Genomic DNA, 18077 nt, shown 5'->3' on the forward strand with positions numbered 1-18077 from the left:
ACGCTCTGGGGTATGTCCGTCGAGGAGATCTTCGCCTTCCATGCACAAGAGGTGGGCCCGATCCGGTTCGCCGCATCGTTCGGGGCCTGGGTGGTGACCCGGTATTCCGAAGTGGACAGAGTGCTCACCGACCACACGGTGTTCTCCTCCGACGAGCTGCGCTACAGTGCCCGGCCGGTCCCGCACGGCTCGAACCCGTTGCTGCGCGGCCTGCAGGCGATGGATCCGCCCCGGCATCACGCGGTGCGCCGGATCGTCGGCCAGGTCTTCACACCCCGGGCCGTGTCGTCACTGGAACCGGAGATCACGGCGCGGGTCGAGGCGCTGCTCGCCTCGGCCGGGGCGAGGTTCGACCTGATCGGGGAACTGGCCTACCCGTTGTCGGTGCACACGATCGCGGGCCTTCTCGGCGTGCGGCCCTCGCGGTGGCCGGATTTCGTCCGATGGACCGAGGCGATCACGTCGTTCTTCGGCACGTTCACCGCGGACGAGGCCCGTCAGGTGGCCTTCCACGCGGCACTGTCCGAAATGGACGAGTACTTCCGCGGTGAATTCGCGCGCCCGGCCGGTGTCATCGCGACCCTGCTGGCGTCGGACCTCACCGAGGACGAGGTGATCGATTTCTGCGCGCTGCTGCTGATCAACGGCCACGAAACGACCAAGACCCTGCTCGTGAACGCCGTTCTTCGCCTTGCGTCCCAACCGAAACCGGCCGATATGCGGCTGGCCGTCGAGGAGGTGCTGCGCTACTTGCCGCCCACCGGTGGGACGGACCGGTTCGTCACCCGGCCCACCGTCCTCGGTGGCCAGGAACTCCATCCGGGCGAGAGGGTCGTCGCGATGATCACGGCGGCCAACCGTGATCCCGCGATCTTCCCCGGCCCGCACACCTTCGATCCGGGCCGGACGCCCAATCCCCACCTGTCCTTCGGGCACGGCGTCCACTTCTGCCTCGGTGCCCATCTCGCCCGGATGGAGGTCCGCATCGCCCTCGAGGCCCTGCTGGACCGCTCGTGGTCGATCACGGACCTGGACACCCATCGCACCCCGGTCGGCATCGACGTCCTGAAGGTCTCGCTGGTGACGTCAGCGGCGGAGGCGGATCGCCGAGACGAGGAAGAACAACCCGCCGAGGGCGGCGTATCCGGCCAGGTTGACCAGTGAGGCGTCCGGCTGCGTGGCCTGCAGGATGAAGGAGGTGCCGGCGAGGGCCGAGATGGCCCCGCTGGCGATCATCGCCCACTGGCCGCCCAACCCGCGGCGGCCGATACCGACGGCGAGCTGGACGAGGCCCGACACGATCGCCCAAGCGCCCCATACGCGCAGCACCGCGGGGATGCCCGAGGCGGCGGCGAATACGAGGCCGAGGCCGGCGATCGCGCTGATCGCGATGTTGACGTACAGGCCCGGCGCGGGTTTCGCGTCCTGCGACGAGCGAAGGTCGATGACGGCGGCGACGACGTCGAACAGCGGGTAAAGCACGAGCAGCGCGACACTGACCGGCCCGAGTTTCGACGCACTCGTGAACAGCAGGCCCGCCCACACGAGGGCGAAGCCGAAACGAACGAAATACAAGCGCCGCAAGGCGGGCGCGACGGTGGTGGTACCGCTGCTCACAAGAGCTCCTTAAGGGAGTGAGGAGAACGTTCGGTCTACCGCGACTTTGGCAGTGAGGTGCGGTCCCGTCAAGACCGAACGTTCTATCCCGTAAGATGACCGTAATGACGAAAGGTCAAGCGTCCGAAGCGCGCACAAGGCTGCTCACCACGGCGACCAGGCTCTTCTACACGGAGGGCATCCACTCCGTCGGCATCGACCGGATCGTGGCCGAGGCGAAGGTGACCCGCGCGACCCTGTACCGGCATTTCCCGGGCAAGGACGACCTGATCGTCTACTACCTGAAGGAAGCCGACCAGGCGATCCGTGGCCAGATCGAGGCCATCGTGGCCCAGGGGGCGGCCGCGCCCGACACGCTGCGGGCGATCGCCGCGAACATCACGGAAGGCATCCGGTCACCCGGCTTCCGCGGTTGCGCCTTCCTCAACGCCGCGTCGGAGTATCCGGATCCGGCCCACCCGGTGCACAAAGCCGTCCTCGCCCACCGCCAGTGGTTCGCGGGAGTGATCGCCGATGTGCTGGCCCACTTGGGAAGCGCGCGATCCGAACTCGCCGCCCGGCGCTTCGTCCTGCTGCGGGACGGCGCGATGGCCACCGGCTGTCTGACCGACCCCGCGCCGATCTGTGAAACCTTCCACGAGGGAGTCGAAGACCTGCTGCGGCTTCACGTCACCTCGTGAGTGGCGCTTTTCTTGAGGGGTAAGGCAAAAGTGGCTTTCGCAACGTCTGCGGAGGCGCCTAGCTCGGCGGCTGCTGCGTCGGCGGGTTCGGCTGTGCCGGCGGGTTGGGCTGGGGCTGACCCGGCTGGGCGTAGCCGGGCTGCGCGGCCGGGTAACCCTGCTGGGCGGCCATCGGGTAGCCGGCGTGCGGCGCGAAGCCCGCCTGCCGGGAAGCACGGCCGCTCTTGACGACCGCGATCGCGACCAGCAGCCAGGAGAGCAGCCAGGCGGCGTCGAACACCATGCCGACCGCCAGGTAGATCCACCGGATGCCGTCGATGGAGAGGCCGCCGGACTCGCTCCAGTCGGGCACGTTCAACGCCAAGAACTGCCACGCGATGCTCAACACCGTCGTGACGAGCATGACGGCGAAGGCGGCCACCATCAGGCCGGAGACTCCCCGAGCGCGTCCTTTGACCGAGACGATCAGGCCGAGTAGGCCCACCGCGAGTTGCAGCACCAGGGGGACGGTCTCGATGCTCGCGAACGATAAGGGTGACATGCCTGCCTTCCACAGCTCTCCGCCGGAGATCGGGACGTCCGGCCACGCCGGGCGATCCTATGCGGTGACGACACCTCGTGGGGTCAGAATCCGATGGGCAGTCCCGCGTAGTTCTCCGCGAGTCCCGCCCGGCCCGCCTCGCTCCGCGCCAGCCACCGCAGCTGCGAAAGCTGCAGCTGCCGGTCGAACGGATCGTCCGAGCGGTGCAGCATCGTGGTCATCCACCACGAGAAATGCGTACACCGCCAGACCCGGCGCAGCGCGGTGTCGGAGTAGGCGTCGGCGAGGGTGAAGTCCTTGTCCCGCACCAAAGTGGCCAGCGCGGGGGCGAGGAGGGCGACGTCGGCGACGGCCAGGTTGAGGCCCTTGGCGCCGGTGGGCGGCACGATATGGGCGGCGTCGCCGGCGAGGAAGAGACGGCCGTGCCGCATGGGCTGCTGCACGAAACTGCGCATGGGCAGCACACTCTTGTCGGTGATCGGCCCCGGCGTGAGGGTCCATCCGTGCCGGCCGTGGCCGAGCCGGGCCGCGAGTGCCTCCCAGATCCGCTCGTCGGACCAGGTGCCGATGTCGGTGCCGTTGGGCACCTGCAGGTACAGCCTGCTGACGGTGGCCGAACGCATCGAATGCATGGCGAAACCGTCGGGGTGCCACGCGTAGATGAGTTCGTCGGTCGACGGGGCGACATCGGCGAGGACGCCGAGCCACGAGTACGGATAAGTGCGTTCCCAAGTCTGCTTCGCGGCGTCGGGGATCGCGGTGCGGCAAGGTCCGAAGGAGCCGTCGCAGCCGACGACGACGTCGGCGTCCAGCCGCTGCTGGGTGCCCTCCGCGTCGGTGAAAGTGACGTACGGCCGATCGGTCTCGATGTCGTGCACGGCGGTGCCGGTGACTTCGTAGTGGATCTGTTGCCCGGCCGCCGCACGCGCCTTGCCGAGGTCCTTCGTCACCTCGGTCTGGCCGTACACGGTGACGCTTCGCCCGACCAGGTCCACGAAGTCGAGGTGGTGCCTTTCCTCCGGCCACTGCAGGTAGATACCGCGGTGCTCGTCGCCTTCCCGGTCGAGCCGGTCACCGAGGCCGGCCTCGCGGAGGAGGTCCACTGTGGACTGTTCGAGGATCCCCGCGCGGATCCGCGCCTCGACGTACTCACGCGAACGGGTCTCCACGAGCACCGATTCGACTCCGGCCAGATCGAGCAGATGCGACAGGAGCAGTCCGGCCGGGCCGGCGCCGACGATGGCGACTGGGGTACGCATGACCGGAGTCTGGTCGTGCCGCGGCCGGACGGCTAGCGCTCGCTTCCACTCAGTGAAACCCGCAGGCTCCGGCCGATCCCGGCGGCCGCGACCTGGAGCGCGGAGATCAGCCGCGCCCGGCCGCGGCTCAGGTCCGGGACGACCAGGCCGAGCGCCGCCACGACGTCGCCGCCGGACGGCCGGACCGGGACGGCGACCGAACAGGCGCCCCGGCTCATCTCCTCGACCGTCTGCGCGAAGCCCTCCCGCCGGACGCGTCGCAACTGTTCGTGCAGGCGGCCGGGCTGAGTGACGGTGTACGGCGTGACGCGGGTCAGCGAGGCGAGCACCTGACGCTGGACGTCCTCGGGGGCCCAGGCCAGCAGGACCTTCCCGACCCCGGTGGCGTGCAGTGGCAGCCGTCCGCCGATCCGGCTGACGACCGGCACGGACGCGTTGCCGGAGAGCCGGTCGAGGTAGAGCACCTGGAGACCGTCCCGCTCGCCGAGGTGCACGGTGGCACCGGTGGCGCCGTAGAGATCCTGGAGGAAGGGAGCGGCGACCTGTCGCAGTTCGAACTGGACGGGCGCGAGCAGCCCGAGATCCCACAGCCGCCTGCCGACGGCGTAACGATCTTCGCGTCGCTCCAGCGCGCCCAGGCCCACGAGTTCGCGGGCGAGCCGGTGCGCGGTGGGCAGCGGCAGGCCGGCGCGGCCCGCGAGTTCGGTCAGCGACAGCTCACGATGGTCGACGTCGAAGGCGCCGAGCAGCGCGAACGCCCGCGAGACGACACCGGCGCCGGGTGTGGACAGATTGCCGGGCATTCGCTCATGTTCTCACTGAGTGGAAGTCAGGGCGAGACCGAGCCACAGACCGGCCACGGCGAGCACGATGGACGCCGGAACGGTGAGCAGCCCGAGCCGCGTGAACTCGCCCAGCTCGGCGCGGGTGTCGTGCCGGTGCAGGATCCGCCGCCACAACAACGTGGCCAGCGAGCCGACGTAGGTGAGGTTCGGGCCGAGGTTGACCCCGATCAGCACGGCCAGCACCACCGGTGTCCCGCCCGCGGTGGCCAGCGGAAGCAGCACGAGCACCGCGGGCAGGTTGTTGATCAGGTTGGCGAGTACGGCCGCCACCGCGGCGGCGCCGAGCAGGGCGAGGAACGAGGTGGACGTCGGCACCAGGTGACCGAGCGCCGCGTCGAGTCCATTGTCGACGACGGCGCGGACCACGATCGCCAGCGCGAGAACGAAAGCGAGGAAGGGAACGTTCGCCGAGCGGACGATCGTGACGGGGGAGGTCCGCTTCTGCGTGAGGGCGCGGCAGGCCAGGACGGCGGCGCCGGCGAACGCGGCCCACGCGGGGCTGACGTCCAGCAGCGACGTGATCACGAAACCGGCCAGCGTCAGGCCGAGCACCACCAGGACGAACGCCGGGACCTTCCCGGCCGGGACCACCTTCCCGCCTCGCGGCCGGGCCGCCAGGTCGGCGGCGAAGAACCGGCGGAACACCACGTATTCGACGACTACCGCCGCGAGCCAGGGCAAGGTCATCAGCGCGGTGAACCGCAGGAACGAGAGCCCGGTCGCGGCGACGGCGAGCAGATTGGTCAGATTGGACACCGGCAGCAGCAACGAGGCCGAGTTCGCCAGATGCGTGCAGGCGTAGGCGTGCGGTTTGGCCCGCGCGCCCATCCGCGCGGCGGTGGCGAACACGACGGGGGTCAGCAGCACGACGGTGGCGTCCAGGCTGAGCACCACGGTGACCGCCGCGGCGACGACGAACACCGCGGGCAGCAGCCGTCGCGGCTTTCCCCGGCTGAAGCGGGCCATGAGCGTCCCGGCCGCTTGGAACAGCCCTTCGTCGTCGCACAATTTGCTCAGGACGAGCACCGCGGCGAGGAAGCCGACGACCGGGGCGAGCCTGGTCACCTCGTCGAGGGCGTCGGGAAACGAGATGGTCCCGGTGGCCAGCACGATTCCCGCGGCGGGGACGGCGGCGACCGCCTCCGGGAGGCCGCGCGGCCGGATCACCGCGAAGGCCAGGACGACGAGCAGGAGCGCGATGGACACCATCTCGCCGACAATTCCTGTCAGTGCGAACCTCCTCAGGCTGAAGCCGATGTCGGCAATCTAGGCTGGGCCTGGTGCGAGAGACGAACTGGGCGGGAAATCAGACCTTCGCCGCGGAGCGGATCCTCCGGCCACGCACCATCGAGCAGGTTCAGGAGGCCGTCGCCGGGGCGAGCGCGGTCAAGGCGCTCGGCAGCAGGCACTGTTTCAACGACATCGCGGATTGTCCGGGTGGCACGCTGCTCGACCTGGCCGCACTCGACGCGGAAGTCGTCCTCGACACGGAGTCGGCGACGGTCACGGTGCCGGCGGCGGCGCGCTATGGCGACGTCGCCGTCCAGGTGCACGCGGCCGGGTTCGCGCTGGCCAACCTCGCCTCGCTGCCTCATTGCACCGTCGCGGGCACCGTCGCGACGGCGACCCACGGTTCCGGGCGGCGTAATCAGAGCCTGGCTTCGGCCGTGTCCGGTTTGGAGCGGTGAAGACCTGCTCCCGGCACGACGGGGTCGTGGTCGGGCTCGGCGCGCTGGGAGTGGTGATGCGGCTGACGCTGGACCTGGTGCCGTCCTTCGACCTCCGCCAGGACGTCTTCGACGGGCTGCCGTGGGAGTCGGTGTACGAGCACTTCGACGAAATTCAGGACGCGGGGTACAGCGTCAGCCTGTTCACGAACTGGGCCCGCGACGAGGTCGACCAGGTCTGGGTCAAGGGACCGGGCCGGCCGGGCGCGGACTTCTTCGGCGCGAAGGCGGCGGACGGGCCACGGCATCCGGCCCGCGCGGCGGGCATCCCGGCGGACAACTGCACGCCGCAGCTCGGGATCACGGGGCCGTGGCACGAACGGATCCCGCATTTCCGCCTGGATTTCACGCCCAGCATCGGGAACGAACTCCAGACCGAGTACTTCGTGCCCGTCCGGCACGCCGTCGCGGCGATGGAGGCGATGCGCGCCATCGGGGACCGCTTGGCACCCCTCCTGCTCACCTCGGAGATCCGCACGGTCGCGGGAGACGATCTCTGGCTCAGCCCGTTCCACGGCGGCGACCGGATGGCACTGCACTTCACCTGGCTGCCGGAAGAGGCCGCGGTCCGAGCGTTGTTGCCCGTCATGGAGGAACTGCTGGCGCCGTTCGACGTCCGGCCGCATTGGGGGAAGCTCTTCGACCGGGCGGCGGATTATCCGCGGCTGGCGGATTTCCGGGCGCTGGCCACCGAACTGGACCCGGACGGCAAGTTCCGGAGCCCGTTCGTCCGGCGGCACGTGTTCGGCGAACGCTAGTCCGACTGCGACCACGCCGCGACGGGCAGTGAGAGATACACGCCGACGTCGTCGATCCCGGTCGCGGACTCGATGCTCGTCCGCAGCAGGTCGACCCGCTCCTGGCGGTTGTCCGCCCGGCTCGGGAACCACTTCGACCGGACCTCGACCAAGAGGTCCAGGCCGGAGCGGTCGAACGGTCCCGGCGTGCGGAAACGCAGTTCCACGTCGCCCGGCTGGAGGTCGCCGTCGTAGGGCTCCTCGGGGCATTCCACCGCGAGGGACACGAGATGCGGCAGAACCGAGCCGAGTTCGTGCAGCTTGGCATCGGGAAGATGGGGCGCGTAGGTGATTTCCACGAGAGGCACGGCACAAGCGTAGGACAGGTGAAAACTGCTATCGTGGCGGCAGTTGCTTGCTCGCGCGGGAAGATCCCCGGCTGCTGCACTGGAGCCGCACGTTTCTCCCGAGGAGCCTTCATGTCTCTTCCCCTCGCCCGTCGTATGGACGGCGTCACCAGTTCTCCCGTGCGCGACCTGCTCGCGCTCACCGCCCGCCCGGGCGTGATCTCGTTCGCCGGCGGCGTTCCCGCGCCGGAACTGTTCGATGTGGACGGCCTCCGCGCCGCCTTCGACCGGGCACTCGCCGACGGTCCCGCCCGGCGCGCTCTGCAGTATTCGCCCACCGAAGGGAATCCGCGGCTGCGTGAGCTGCTCGCGGAGCGGCTGTCCGGTCGCGGTCTCCCGACCACTGTGGACGATCTCCTGATCACCACGGGTTCACAGCAGGGCCTGCAACTCCTGAGCACCGCGTTGCTCGACCCCGGCGCCACCGTGCTGGTGGAAGAACCGGTGTACCTGTCGGCGCTGCAGTGCTTCCAGCTCGCCGAGGCGCGGATCGTGCCCGTTCCCGGCGACGAGGAAGGGATCGACCCGGCGGCGCTGGACGAGATCGCGGCCAGGGAACGGCCCTCGCTGCTGTACCTCGTCCCGACGTTCTCGAATCCCTCTGGGCGTACGGTCGGCCCGGAGCGACGGCGTGCGCTCGCGAAAGTGATCGCGCGTCACGGTTTCTGGCTCGTCGAGGACGACCCGTATCACGAGCTCCGGTATCGCGGCGAACGCGAGGAACCGCTGTCGGCCCGTCCGGAACTCGCCGGGCGCACGATCTACCTCGGCAGCTTCTCGAAGGTGATCTCCCCGGGAATGCGGCTGGGCTGGTTCCGGGCGCCGAGTGAGCTCCTGCGCCGCGTCGCGATCCTCAAGCAGGCGACCGATCTGCACACTTCGACCGTCGATCAGGCGGCCGCCGCCGAGTATCTGGCCGTCGCGGATCTCGACGCGCACGTGCGGAGGTTGTGCGCGACCTACCGCGTGCGGCGTGACGCGATGATGGCCGAACTGCCCGCGATCACCCCGCCCGGAACGACCTGGACCGACCCGGACGGCGGGATGTTCGTCTGGGTCAACCTTCCCAGTGGCGCGGACACGGACAGGCTGCTCCCCGAGGCGCTGCGTCACGACGTCGCTTTCGTGCCGGGCTCGGCGTTCCAGGCGGGGGAGCCGGACCGGTCGGTGTTGCGGCTGTCGTTCGCCGCGCACGGGCCGGAGACGATCACCGAAGGGTTGCGGCGGCTGGGTAAAGCCCTGTCTTCGTGATGGTGGGGAAGGGGTCCTTCACGACGCCGCTGGTGTGTCTCGTGACTGTCCACAAGGGACACTTTTCGAGCCGCAAGTGTCCGACTTGGGTGTTCTGCGCGGTTTCACGAGGGGTCGCGAGTGGCAAGTGAGGTTCTATTGAGGGGTAAGTCAAACGTGGCGTGGACCCTCTTCGCTGACACCTAATCGCCGCTGAGTGTCCACAAGGGACATTCTTCGACTGCGCGGCGTCCGTTTTATATCCATTTGTACGATACTGACCGAGGTCGTGAGTGGTAATGAGGGTTAGAACCCCACTTGCCACTCACGACCCCCTTGCGGCACCGTGCATACTACCCAAATCGGACACCTGCGGCTCGAAAAGTGTCCCTTGTGGACATTCGTGGCGCGGTTGGCCCTCGTCGGTCAGTGCGAACCCAAGGCGTAAAGGGTGCGCGGCACGCCATATTTGACTTACCCCTCAAATAACGACACTTGCCGCTCACGACCCCACGGAAAACCGGTCAATCGAGCACCAAGCGGGCATTCGTGCGTCAGCAATGGTCCTATGTGGATACTCAAGGCGCAGCAGGGCGCCGTTGGCGCCCATGCCTCGTGTCAACCGCCTCCTTGTCCGCGGTCTCGCCACGACACGTTTGACTTTCCGCTCAATAACCCTCATTGCCACTCACGGCCTCGGCCAGGATCGTGCTATAAACCGGACGCCGCGCAGTCGAAAACGGTCCCTTGTGGACATTCGGTGCGCGTCAAGCGGATGTCGGCCGCCACGAAAGGCTTGCTCGTGCGTTAGTCGGCCTGAGGGTCCCAGGTCAGTAGCCGGACCTTGCTGACGGTCTGGACGTGCTGCCGCATCGCGTTCGCGGCCGCCTTCGGGGCGCCGGCCCGGATGGCCTCGGCGATCTTGTGGTGCTGGCTCAGTGAACGCCACGGCCTGCCGGGCTGCCGCAGCGACTCGTTCCGGCTTTCCGCGATCTGCGTGTCGATCGAGCGCATGAACTCGGCGAGGAGCGCGTTGTTCGCGGCGGCGGTGATCGCTTCGTGGAACCGGCGGTCGCCTTCGGCGCCGTGCCCACCGTCCTCGATCTCGGTCTTCATGAACTCCAGTGCCGCGTCGATGGCGGCGAGATCCTCGTCGGATCGCCGTAGTGCGGCCAGTTCCGCGAGCTTGGTCTCCATCGCCTCGCGGGCTTCGAGCACTTCCGGAAGGCGGCTGCGACGGGCGACGAGCTCGTCGACCGGTTCGACGTCGAGGTGATCGTTGCGCAGGTAGGTGCCCCCGCCATGGCGGGACTCGAGCAGCCCCTGCACTTCGAGAACGACGATCGCCTGCTTGATCGACGCGCGGCTCACTCCGAGCCGCTCGGCGAGGTCGCGTTCGCTGGGGAGCTTGTCTCCCGCATGCAGGCCGGACTCCTCGACGTGCGCCTTGATCCGCTCTACGACCTGCTCGTAGAGTTTCGCCCGGTTCAACCGGCTCAGCGCCTCCGGCACTCGGTCCCCCTCGCTCGTGCTGGACAAGTGGCTCAGCCAATTTACCACTCGTCCCTTGACAGGTGGTCGCCGTCACAGGGAAAGTGGCTCAGCCACTAGTCCACTCGGCCACTCGCCAAGGGGCTCCCGCCGTCAAGGAGGACGGTCATGTCCGCCCAGCTGATCTCGATCCTCGTCCTCGTGGTGATCTTCGCCCTCGCCACGACCCGCTCGATCAACATGGGGGCGCTAGCCTTCGCCGGCGCGTTTCTTGTCGGCACCCTCGCCGGTGGCTTGGACACCGACGGCATCTTCGCCGGATTCCCCGGCGACATCTTCGTGGTGCTGGTGGGGGTCACCTATCTGTTCGCCATCGCCAGGGCCAACGGCACCACGGACTGGCTGGTGGCCGCGGCCGTCCGGCTGGTCGGCGGCCGGATCGCGCTCATCCCGTGGGTGATGTTCGTGGTCACCGGCGCGCTGACCGCGATCGGCGCGGTGAGCCCGGCGGCCTGCGCGATCGTCGCGCCGATCGCGCTCGGTTTCGCCGCCCGCTACAAGATCAGCCCGCTGCTGATGGGCGCGATGGTGGTGCACGGCGCGCAGGGCGGCGGGTTCTCGCCGATCAGCGTCTACGGCTCCATCGTCAACGGGATCGTCGAGCGCAACCACATCGCGGGCAGCCCCGTGGTGCTGTTCTTCGCGAGCCTGGGCATGAACCTCGCCATCGCGGGCGTCCTCTTCGTCGTCCTCGGCGGCACCAAACTGCGGCGCCGCCAGCTCGTGACGGCGGGCGCGGGCGAAGCCGGGACCGACGAGGAACCGCTGCCGCACGAACAGCGCATTCCCTTGGACGGCCCCAAGATCGTGACACTGACCGGCCTGGTCGCGCTGGTGGTCGGCACCCTGGTGTTCGACCTCGACCCCGGTCTGACCGCCATCACCGTCGCCGTCCTGCTGAGCGTCGCGTGGCCCAAGACCAGCCGTTCCGCGGTCTCCGAGATCACCTGGCCGACGGTGCTGCTGATCTGCGGCGTGCTGACCTACGTGGCGGTCCTCAAGGAGATCGGCACCATCGACTACGTCGGGAACGCGGTCACCACCGTGGGGATCCCGCTGCTCGCGGCGCTTCTGCTGTGCTACATCGGCGGTGTCGTCTCGGCCTTCGCGTCCTCGGTCGGGCTGATGGGCGCGCTCATCCCGCTCGCCGTCCCGTTCCTGGCGCAGGGCACGATCGGGCCGGTCGGCATGATCGCCGCCCTCGCGGTCTCGGCGACGATGGTCGACGTCAGTCCTTTCTCCACCAACGGTGCGCTCGTCCTCGCCAACGCGAAGGACGTCGATCGTGACAAGTTCTTCAAGCAGCTTCTGGTGTACGGGGCGCTCGTGGTGGCCGTCGTGCCGCTCGTCGCCTGGCTCGTGTTCGTCGTGCCCAACTGGGGCTGAGGAGGAATCCATGCTGGTTGCCGGGAAGAGTGACCGCGTCGCCCTGCGGTTCGGCGACGAATCCCTGACCTACGGCGAACTCGCGTCCGTCGCGGGCGCCCTCGCCGAAGGGCTGGCCGGTCGTACGCGGGTCGCGGTGTGGGCGACGCCGACGCTGCGGACGTGCGTCGCGATCGTCGCGGCGCTGACCGCCGGAGTCCCGGTGGTGCCGATCAACCCGAAGGCCGGATCACGCGAACTGGCGCATATCGTCGCCGACAGCGAGCCGGATCTCGTCCTGGTCGAGCCGGATGTCGCGCTGCCGCCGGAACTCGAGGCGCTGCGGCGGGTTCCGATCGAGCTGGACGCCTCGGGCACGCCGTGGCGCGGCGACGAACCGGACCCCGAGGCCCCGGCGTTCGTCATCTACACGTCCGGCACCACCGGGCCGCCGAAGGGAGTCCTCCTGCCGCGCCGGGCGGTGGCCTCGAATCTCGACGCGCTCGCCGAGATCTGGGACTGGACCGAAGCCGACGTCCTCGTGCACGCCCTCCCGCTCTTCCACGTGCACGGCCTGATCCTGGGCGTGGTCGGCCCGCTGCGGAGGGGCGGTTCACTGCACCACCTCGGGCGGTTCTCGAGTGAGGCGGCCGCGAAGGAACTCGCCGGGGAGGGCACGATGCTCTTCGGTGTCCCGACGATGTACCACCGGCTGGCGGCCGACTGCGAGGCCGATCCCGCGCTGGCCGCCGGAGTGGGCGCGGCGCGGCTGCTCGTCTCGGGGTCCGCGGCGCTGCCCGCGACCGATCACGAGCGGATCACCGCCGTGACCGGGCAGCGCGTCGTCGAACGGTATGGGATGACCGAGACGCTGATGAACTGCGGTGTCCGCGCCACGGGCGACCGGCGGCCCGGTGCGGTCGGCCCGCCGGTGCCGGGCGTCGAGCTGAGGCTCGTCGACGACTCCGGAGAACCGCTCACCGGCGAGACCGTCGGTGAGATCGAGGTCCGCGGCCCGAACCTGTTCCTCGGCTACCTGAATCGCCCTGACGCCACGGAAGCCGCGTTGCGCGACGGCTGGTTCAAGACGGGCGACATGGCGATGCGCGATCCGGACGGTTACGTGCGGATCGTGGGCCGCCGCGCCACCGACCTGATCAAGAGCGGCGGCTACAAGATCGGCGCGGGCGAGATCGAGAACGCGCTCCTGGAGCATCCGGGGGTCGCCGAGGCGGCCGTCACCGGGGAACCGGACGACGACCTCGGCGAGCGCATCGTGGCCTGGATCGTGCCCACCGCGGACAGACCGACGGCTGGCGAACTCGCCGACCACGTCGCCGGGCTGCTGTCCCCGCATAAGCGGCCGCGGGTGGTCCACTACCTGGAAGCGTTGCCCCGCAACGAGATGGGCAAGGTCCTCAAGCGGGCGCTCCATGGCTGACCCGCTGGGCTGGGACGGTTACGCCGATGCCCTGGCACGCGCGAGGGAACGCACGGGCGCGGACGAGTCGGTCGTCTGGGAACGCGCGAAGATCGGCGGCCACGAGGTCGTGGCGATCCGCTTCGAGTTCGGCTTCCTCGGCGGTTCGGTCGGCACCGGCACCGGCGCGCTGCTCGAAGAGGCGCTCGATCAGGCCCGCGCGCACCGGCTGCCCGTCGTGTCGCTGCTGTCCACGGGCGGCACGCGAATGCAGGAGGGTGTTCCCGCGCTGCGTCAACTGCAGCGGATCGCGCGGGGTCTCGCGCTGCTGCGGGCGGAAGGGCTGCCGCACATCACCGTCGCGAGGCATCCCACCACCGGCGGAGTGTGGGCGTCCCTCGGCGCCGACGCCGATGTGGTGCTCGCCGTGCCCGGTGCCCAGGTGGGCTTCGCCGGACGACGGGTGCGGCCGCGGCGGTACGCCGACGATCCCGCTTATACGGCGGAAAACCAGTACGCGGCCGGATATGTCGACGAACTCGTGGCCGAGGACGCGATCACCGGCCGGCTGGAGATCTGGCTCGGTCTCCTGACCGCCGCGTCCCGGGACCGCCCGGCGGATCTGCCCCGCGCGCTCGGCGCCCTCGATCCCGCGCCGGACGGCTGGCGAGCCGTTCAGCGCGCCCGGTCGGCGGACCGGCCCCGCGCGGACGCTTATCTCGACGACTACTTCGACACCCGCGTCGCTCTCCGCGGCGGCGTCGACGACGGTGTCCTCTGCGGGATCGGGCGCAGGAACGGACGGCCGATCGCGTTCGCTGCGCAGACCGGGACCGCGACCACACCCGGCGGTTTCCGGACGGCGACCCGGCTGATCCGCCTCGCCGACCGGCTGGGCCTGCCGGTACTGACGCTCGTCGACACCCCGGGCGCGGCCGCCGACCCGGCCGCGGAGACCGGCGGTGCAGGGAACGCGATCGCCGAACTGTTCGGCACGATCGCCGCGGCGGCGGTGCCGATCACGACTTTGGTGATCGGCGAAGGAGGATCGGGCGGCGCGCTCGCGTTCTGTTCGGCCGACCGGATCTGGCTCACCCCGGACGCCTGTTTCTCCGTCATCGCCCCGGAACTGGCGGCCGGGATCCTCAAGCAGGGCCCCGAAGACGTCCCCGCCCTCGCCGACGCGTTGAAGCCACGCCCCGAAGATCTGCTCGCCCTCGGTGCCATCGACGGCATCGCGGGACCGGAACCGGTCACCTTTACGAGATAAGGGGTTCGACATGTTCAAGCGGATATCCGCCGCGGTACTCGCCGCAGCCTCGGTCGCGCTCCTGGCCACGCCGCCCGCGCAGGCGAGCGCGCCTGCCCGCTACGTCGCCATGGGCAGTTCCTTCGCGGCAGGGCCGGGAATCCCGCCGCAGCGGCCCGGAACCCCGGCGGCGTGCGGACGTTCGACGAAGAACTACGCGAGTCTCGTTGCCGCGGAACGCGGTCTGGCTCTCACCGACGTCACCTGCAGCGGCGCGACCACCGCGAACATCCTCACCGCCGGGCAGGCCGGGCAACCACCGCAGATCGAGGCCGTAACCCGGGACACCCGGCTCGTGACGATCACCATCGGCGGCAACGACGTCGGCTATGTCGGAAGCCTGTTCACCTACGGCTGTCAGAACACCGGCGGCGCGAACTGCGGCCAGGTCGACCAGGACGCCGTCCGCACGGCGCTCACCACGGTGCACGAGAAGATCGGCGCCGTCATCGCGGCGGTCCATCGGCGCGCGCCGCGGGCACGGGTGCTGGTCATCGACTACCTGACGATCGTTCCGCGCGTCCGGCCCGCCTGCGACGGTGTTCCGCTCACCCCGGCGCAGCTGGCCTTCGAACGCGAGATCGCGGACCGGCTCGCGGCGGCGACCCGCCAGGCCGCCCGCGACGAACGGGCCACGCTGATCCCGGCGGCCACCGTCAGCGGGGACCACGACGCCTGCGCCGCGATCCCTTGGATGGAGCGGTACGTGACCGCGCCGGGCCGCGTGCCGTATCACCCGAACGAAGCCGGGATGGCGGCCGTCGCGGACCTGATCATGGCGCGGCTGCGCTAGCCGAGCGGAAGGTGCGCCGGTAGCTGTCCGGCGGCACGCCGACGGTCCGGTTGAAATGCCGCCGCAAGGTCGCGGCGGTGCCCATCCCGGTGGCCTCCGCGATCAGGTCGACGCTGTCGTCGGTCCGCTCCAGGAGCTCCTGCGCGCGGCGGATGCGCTGGGTCAGCAGCCAGCGCAGCGGGGTCGTCCCGGTCGCCGACCGGAAATGCCGGGCCAGGTTGCGGGAACTCATGTTCGCCTGCCGGGCGAGGTCTTCGACGGTCAGCGGCCGGTCCAGCCGTTCGGTGACCCAGGGGAGCAGGCCGCCGAGCGGGTGGTCGTCCTGGTCGGGCACCGGGGTGGTGACGAACTGGGCCTGCCCGCCCGCGCGGTGCGGCGGGACGACCAGGCGGCGGGCGACGGTGTTCGCGACCGCCGAACCGTGGTCGCGACGGACCAGGTGCAGGCACAGATCCATCGCGGCGGCCTTGCCCGCCGAGGTGAGCACACTGCCGTTGTCGACGTAGAGGACGTCCGGATCGACCTCCACCGAGGGATACCGGGCGGCGAGGACGTCGGTGTGCGCCCAGTGCGTCGTCGCGCGGCGGCCGTCGAGCAGGCCGGCGGCCGCCAGGACGAACGCGCCCGTGCAGAGGGAGGCGACCCGCGCGCCCGCTTCGTGGGCGGCACGCACGGCCTCGACCAGGTCCGCGGGCGGATCGACGTCGATGTCGGCCCAGCCGGGGACGATGACGGTGCCGGCGCGGGCGAGGTCCTCGAGCCCGTGATCCGGTTCGAGAAGGAACCTGCCGACCTTCACCGGCTTCGAGCCGTAGACGCCGAATTCGTACAGGCCGGTGTCGAAGACCTCGTGGGCGATGGACAGCTCGAACGACAGCATGCCGTCGGTGGCGGCGAGGGCGACCGTGCTCATGTCCGAAAGTGTACGCATGATGGCGTTCCGGACACTGTCGATCGGCTGGATCCGCAGACAGGATGGTCCACAGTGGATCAACCGAGGGCAGGAGAAATCATGGGTACGTACGACGTCGCGGTGTTCGGGGCCTACGGGCACACCGGGCGGTTCGTGGTGGCGGAGTTGCGCGAGCGCGGGTTCGGTGTGCTCGCCGTGGGGCGCGACGAAGCCAAGCTGCGTGCCCTGCCGTGGACCGATCTCGACATCCGGCAGGCGTCGGTCGACGACCCGGCTTCGCTCGACCGCGCGTTCGCGGGGGCGGACGCGGTGATCAACGCCGCCGGACCGTTCGCCGACACCGCGGCCCCGGTGATCGAAGCGGCGCTGCGGGCCGGTGTCCCGTACTTGGACGTGGCCGCGGAACTCGAAGCGAACATGGACACCTTCGCGGAGTTCGGCGAGCGTGCGAAGGGAGCGCTGGTGGTCCCGGCGATGGCGTTCTTCGGCGGACTCGGCGATCTGATGGTCACGGCCGCGATGGGCGACTGGACGTCGGCGGACGAAGCGAATATCGCCTACGCGCTGAGCAGCTGGCATCCGACCGAGGGGACCCGCGCGGCGGGCAAGGTCTCGCGGGAACGGCGCGACGGCAAGCGGATCCGGTTCTCCGGCGGCCGGATCGAATACCGCGAGGACGCGCTGCCCGCGCTGGACTGGGACTTCCCCGCACCGCTCGGCACGCGCGCCGTGCTCGGCGAGTTCACGATGGCCGACGTCGTCACCGTCCCGAGCCACCTCGACATTCCCGAAGTGACCACGTACATGACGGTGAACGCGGCCCGCGAGGTGGTGACCGCCGAGACACCCGCGCCGCCCGCGGACGGCCCGTCCTCGCAGGAGTTCGTCGTCGACGTCGTTGTGCGGTCCGGCGGCGAGGAACGGCGGATCGTCGCACGGGGGCAGGACATCTACGCGATCACGGCGCCGCTGGTGGTGGAGGCCGCCGAGCGCGTGCTCGACGGGCGAACCAAGGCGACCGGGGTCGTGTCGGCGGGCGAGGTCTTCGACGCGGCCGGCTTCCTGGCGGCGCTGGCACCGCGGATCACCGTCACCGGCTGACACCCGCCCGCCAGCCCGGATGCGGCAGCCGCGCCGGCGGGGCCTCACCGGGCCGGTATTCGAAGTGCCACCATTCGTTGTCGTAGATCCGGTAAAGCGCGAACCGGGCGCCGTGGTCCTCCAGCCACTGCGCGCCCTCGCGCGGCCGGACGTCGAGCGCGGTGCCCCTGACGTGCGCGGAATCCTGGGGCGGCAGGACCCGCTTCCGCCCGGCCTCCGCGAGGTACAGCCGGTGCTGCTCGGCGGCGTCCCGATGTCCCGAGGTGACACCGAGGAGCGTGCGATGCCGCCAGAACGCCTCGGTCCTGGCGTCGGTGAACGCGGCGAGCGTGCCGGGGGTGAGCCCGGCGAGGTTTTCGGCGGGGAACCGCAGCGACAGCGCCCATCCGCAGGCGAGCCGCCGGGCCCGGCCGGGGGAGGCCAGCCACGCCGGGATCAGCAACAGCACCGCGAGGACGCGGGTGATCGCCGCGAGCACGAGTTCTTTCATGCCGTCGACCCTCGCCGCCGCCTGTCCGAACCCGATCGCGGCGACGTGCGCGGACGCCGACGAAAATGTCACCGTTCCGCACGGAACACGCC

The 18077-nt window shown here is 69.9% G+C and carries 17 protein-coding genes and 1 pseudogene; 9 read left to right on the forward strand and 9 right to left on the reverse strand.

Annotation, left to right across the window (positions count from 1 at the left end; genetic code table 11):
• Positions 1–12 precede the first annotated feature (12 nt).
• A complete protein-coding gene (locus tag ACIRGA_RS23035; protein WP_400944264.1) occupies positions 13–1164 on the forward strand; it encodes a cytochrome P450 in 1152 nt (383 codons plus the stop codon).
• Here the strand turns inward: ACIRGA_RS23035 and ACIRGA_RS23040 are convergent.
• A complete protein-coding gene (locus ACIRGA_RS23040) occupies positions 1087–1617 on the reverse strand; it encodes a hypothetical protein (protein WP_400944266.1) in 531 nt (176 codons plus the stop codon). The genes ACIRGA_RS23035 and ACIRGA_RS23040 overlap by 78 nt on opposite strands.
• 104 nt (positions 1618–1721) lie before the next feature.
• On the opposite strand from ACIRGA_RS23040, the gene ACIRGA_RS23045 reads away from it, so the two are divergent.
• Positions 1722–2297 (forward strand): TetR/AcrR family transcriptional regulator, encoded by a 576-nt coding sequence (locus tag ACIRGA_RS23045; protein WP_400944268.1) that lies wholly within the window; start codon positions 1722–1724, stop codon positions 2295–2297.
• A 58-nt stretch (positions 2298–2355) separates the two neighbouring features.
• Here ACIRGA_RS23045 and ACIRGA_RS23050 read toward each other — a convergent pair whose 3' ends face one another.
• The 4 genes from ACIRGA_RS23050 to ACIRGA_RS23065 all read right to left on the reverse strand — a co-directional run bounded on the left by ACIRGA_RS23050 (position 2356) and on the right by ACIRGA_RS23065 (position 6151).
• Positions 2356–2838 (reverse strand): hypothetical protein, encoded by a 483-nt coding sequence (locus ACIRGA_RS23050; protein ID WP_400944270.1) that lies wholly within the window; start codon positions 2836–2838, stop codon positions 2356–2358.
• Between the two features lie 83 nt (positions 2839–2921).
• Entirely contained in the window at positions 2922–4097 is a 1176-nt protein-coding gene (locus ACIRGA_RS23055) for a 4-hydroxybenzoate 3-monooxygenase (RefSeq protein ID WP_400944272.1), read from the reverse strand.
• Between the two features lie 32 nt (positions 4098–4129).
• Positions 4130–4900 (reverse strand): IclR family transcriptional regulator, encoded by a 771-nt coding sequence (locus ACIRGA_RS23060; protein ID WP_400944274.1) that lies wholly within the window; start codon positions 4898–4900, stop codon positions 4130–4132.
• Between the two features lie 12 nt (positions 4901–4912).
• Positions 4913–6151, reverse strand: a complete 1239-nt coding sequence (locus ACIRGA_RS23065; RefSeq protein ID WP_400944277.1) for an SLC13 family permease — start codon at positions 6149–6151, stop codon at positions 4913–4915.
• A gap of 71 nt (positions 6152–6222) precedes the next feature.
• On the opposite strand from ACIRGA_RS23065, the pseudogene ACIRGA_RS23070 reads away from it, so the two are divergent.
• Positions 6223–7427, forward strand: a pseudogene (locus tag ACIRGA_RS23070) (FAD-binding protein).
• Here the strand turns inward: ACIRGA_RS23070 and ACIRGA_RS23075 are convergent.
• On the reverse strand, positions 7424–7774 hold the full coding sequence (locus ACIRGA_RS23075) for a hypothetical protein (protein WP_400944279.1): 351 nt from the start codon (positions 7772–7774) through the stop codon (positions 7424–7426). The pseudogene ACIRGA_RS23070 and the gene ACIRGA_RS23075 overlap by 4 nt on opposite strands.
• Before the next feature lie 111 nt (positions 7775–7885).
• Here ACIRGA_RS23075 and ACIRGA_RS23080 point away from each other — a divergent pair, with 111 nt between their 5' ends.
• Complete coding sequence (locus tag ACIRGA_RS23080) at positions 7886–9064, forward strand: PLP-dependent aminotransferase family protein (protein WP_400944281.1); 1179 nt, start codon at positions 7886–7888, stop codon at positions 9062–9064.
• A gap of 786 nt (positions 9065–9850) precedes the next feature.
• Here the strand turns inward: ACIRGA_RS23080 and ACIRGA_RS23085 are convergent.
• On the reverse strand, positions 9851–10555 hold the full coding sequence (locus ACIRGA_RS23085; RefSeq protein ID WP_400944283.1) for a FadR/GntR family transcriptional regulator: 705 nt from the start codon (positions 10553–10555) through the stop codon (positions 9851–9853).
• A 147-nt stretch (positions 10556–10702) separates the two neighbouring features.
• Here ACIRGA_RS23085 and ACIRGA_RS23090 point away from each other — a divergent pair, with 147 nt between their 5' ends.
• Genes ACIRGA_RS23090 through ACIRGA_RS23105 form a run of 4 tightly spaced genes read left to right on the forward strand, consistent with a single transcriptional unit; the run spans position 10703 to position 15481 of the window.
• Complete coding sequence (locus ACIRGA_RS23090) at positions 10703–11980, forward strand: SLC13 family permease (RefSeq protein ID WP_400944285.1); 1278 nt, start codon at positions 10703–10705, stop codon at positions 11978–11980.
• A gap of 10 nt (positions 11981–11990) precedes the next feature.
• Positions 11991–13400, forward strand: coding sequence for an acyl-CoA synthetase (locus ACIRGA_RS23095; protein WP_400944287.1), 1410 nt, complete (start codon positions 11991–11993; stop codon positions 13398–13400).
• Positions 13393–14649, forward strand: coding sequence for a carboxyl transferase domain-containing protein (locus ACIRGA_RS23100; protein WP_400944289.1), 1257 nt, complete (start codon positions 13393–13395; stop codon positions 14647–14649). Before ACIRGA_RS23095 ends, ACIRGA_RS23100 begins: the two co-directional genes overlap by 8 nt.
• A gap of 10 nt (positions 14650–14659) precedes the next feature.
• Positions 14660–15481: an SGNH/GDSL hydrolase family protein gene (locus tag ACIRGA_RS23105; protein ID WP_400944291.1), complete on the forward strand. Its 822-nt coding sequence runs from the start codon at positions 14660–14662 to the stop codon at positions 15479–15481.
• On the opposite strand, the gene ACIRGA_RS23110 is transcribed toward ACIRGA_RS23105, so the two are convergent.
• Entirely contained in the window at positions 15462–16394 is a 933-nt protein-coding gene (locus ACIRGA_RS23110) for a helix-turn-helix domain-containing protein (RefSeq protein WP_400944293.1), read from the reverse strand. The two genes, ACIRGA_RS23105 and ACIRGA_RS23110, sit on opposite strands and share 20 nt — an antisense overlap.
• Positions 16395–16493: 99 nt before the next feature.
• Here ACIRGA_RS23110 and ACIRGA_RS23115 point away from each other — a divergent pair, with 99 nt between their 5' ends.
• Entirely contained in the window at positions 16494–17495 is a 1002-nt protein-coding gene (locus tag ACIRGA_RS23115) for a saccharopine dehydrogenase family protein (RefSeq protein ID WP_400944295.1), read from the forward strand.
• Here ACIRGA_RS23115 and ACIRGA_RS23120 read toward each other — a convergent pair.
• On the reverse strand, positions 17485–17985 hold the full coding sequence (locus ACIRGA_RS23120; RefSeq protein WP_400944397.1) for a D-alanyl-D-alanine carboxypeptidase: 501 nt from the start codon (positions 17983–17985) through the stop codon (positions 17485–17487). The genes ACIRGA_RS23115 and ACIRGA_RS23120 overlap by 11 nt on opposite strands.
• Between the last annotated feature and the right edge of the window lie 92 nt (positions 17986–18077).

Source organism: Amycolatopsis sp. NPDC102389, assembly GCF_044765885.1.
Taxonomy (GTDB): domain Bacteria; phylum Actinomycetota; class Actinomycetes; order Mycobacteriales; family Pseudonocardiaceae; genus Amycolatopsis.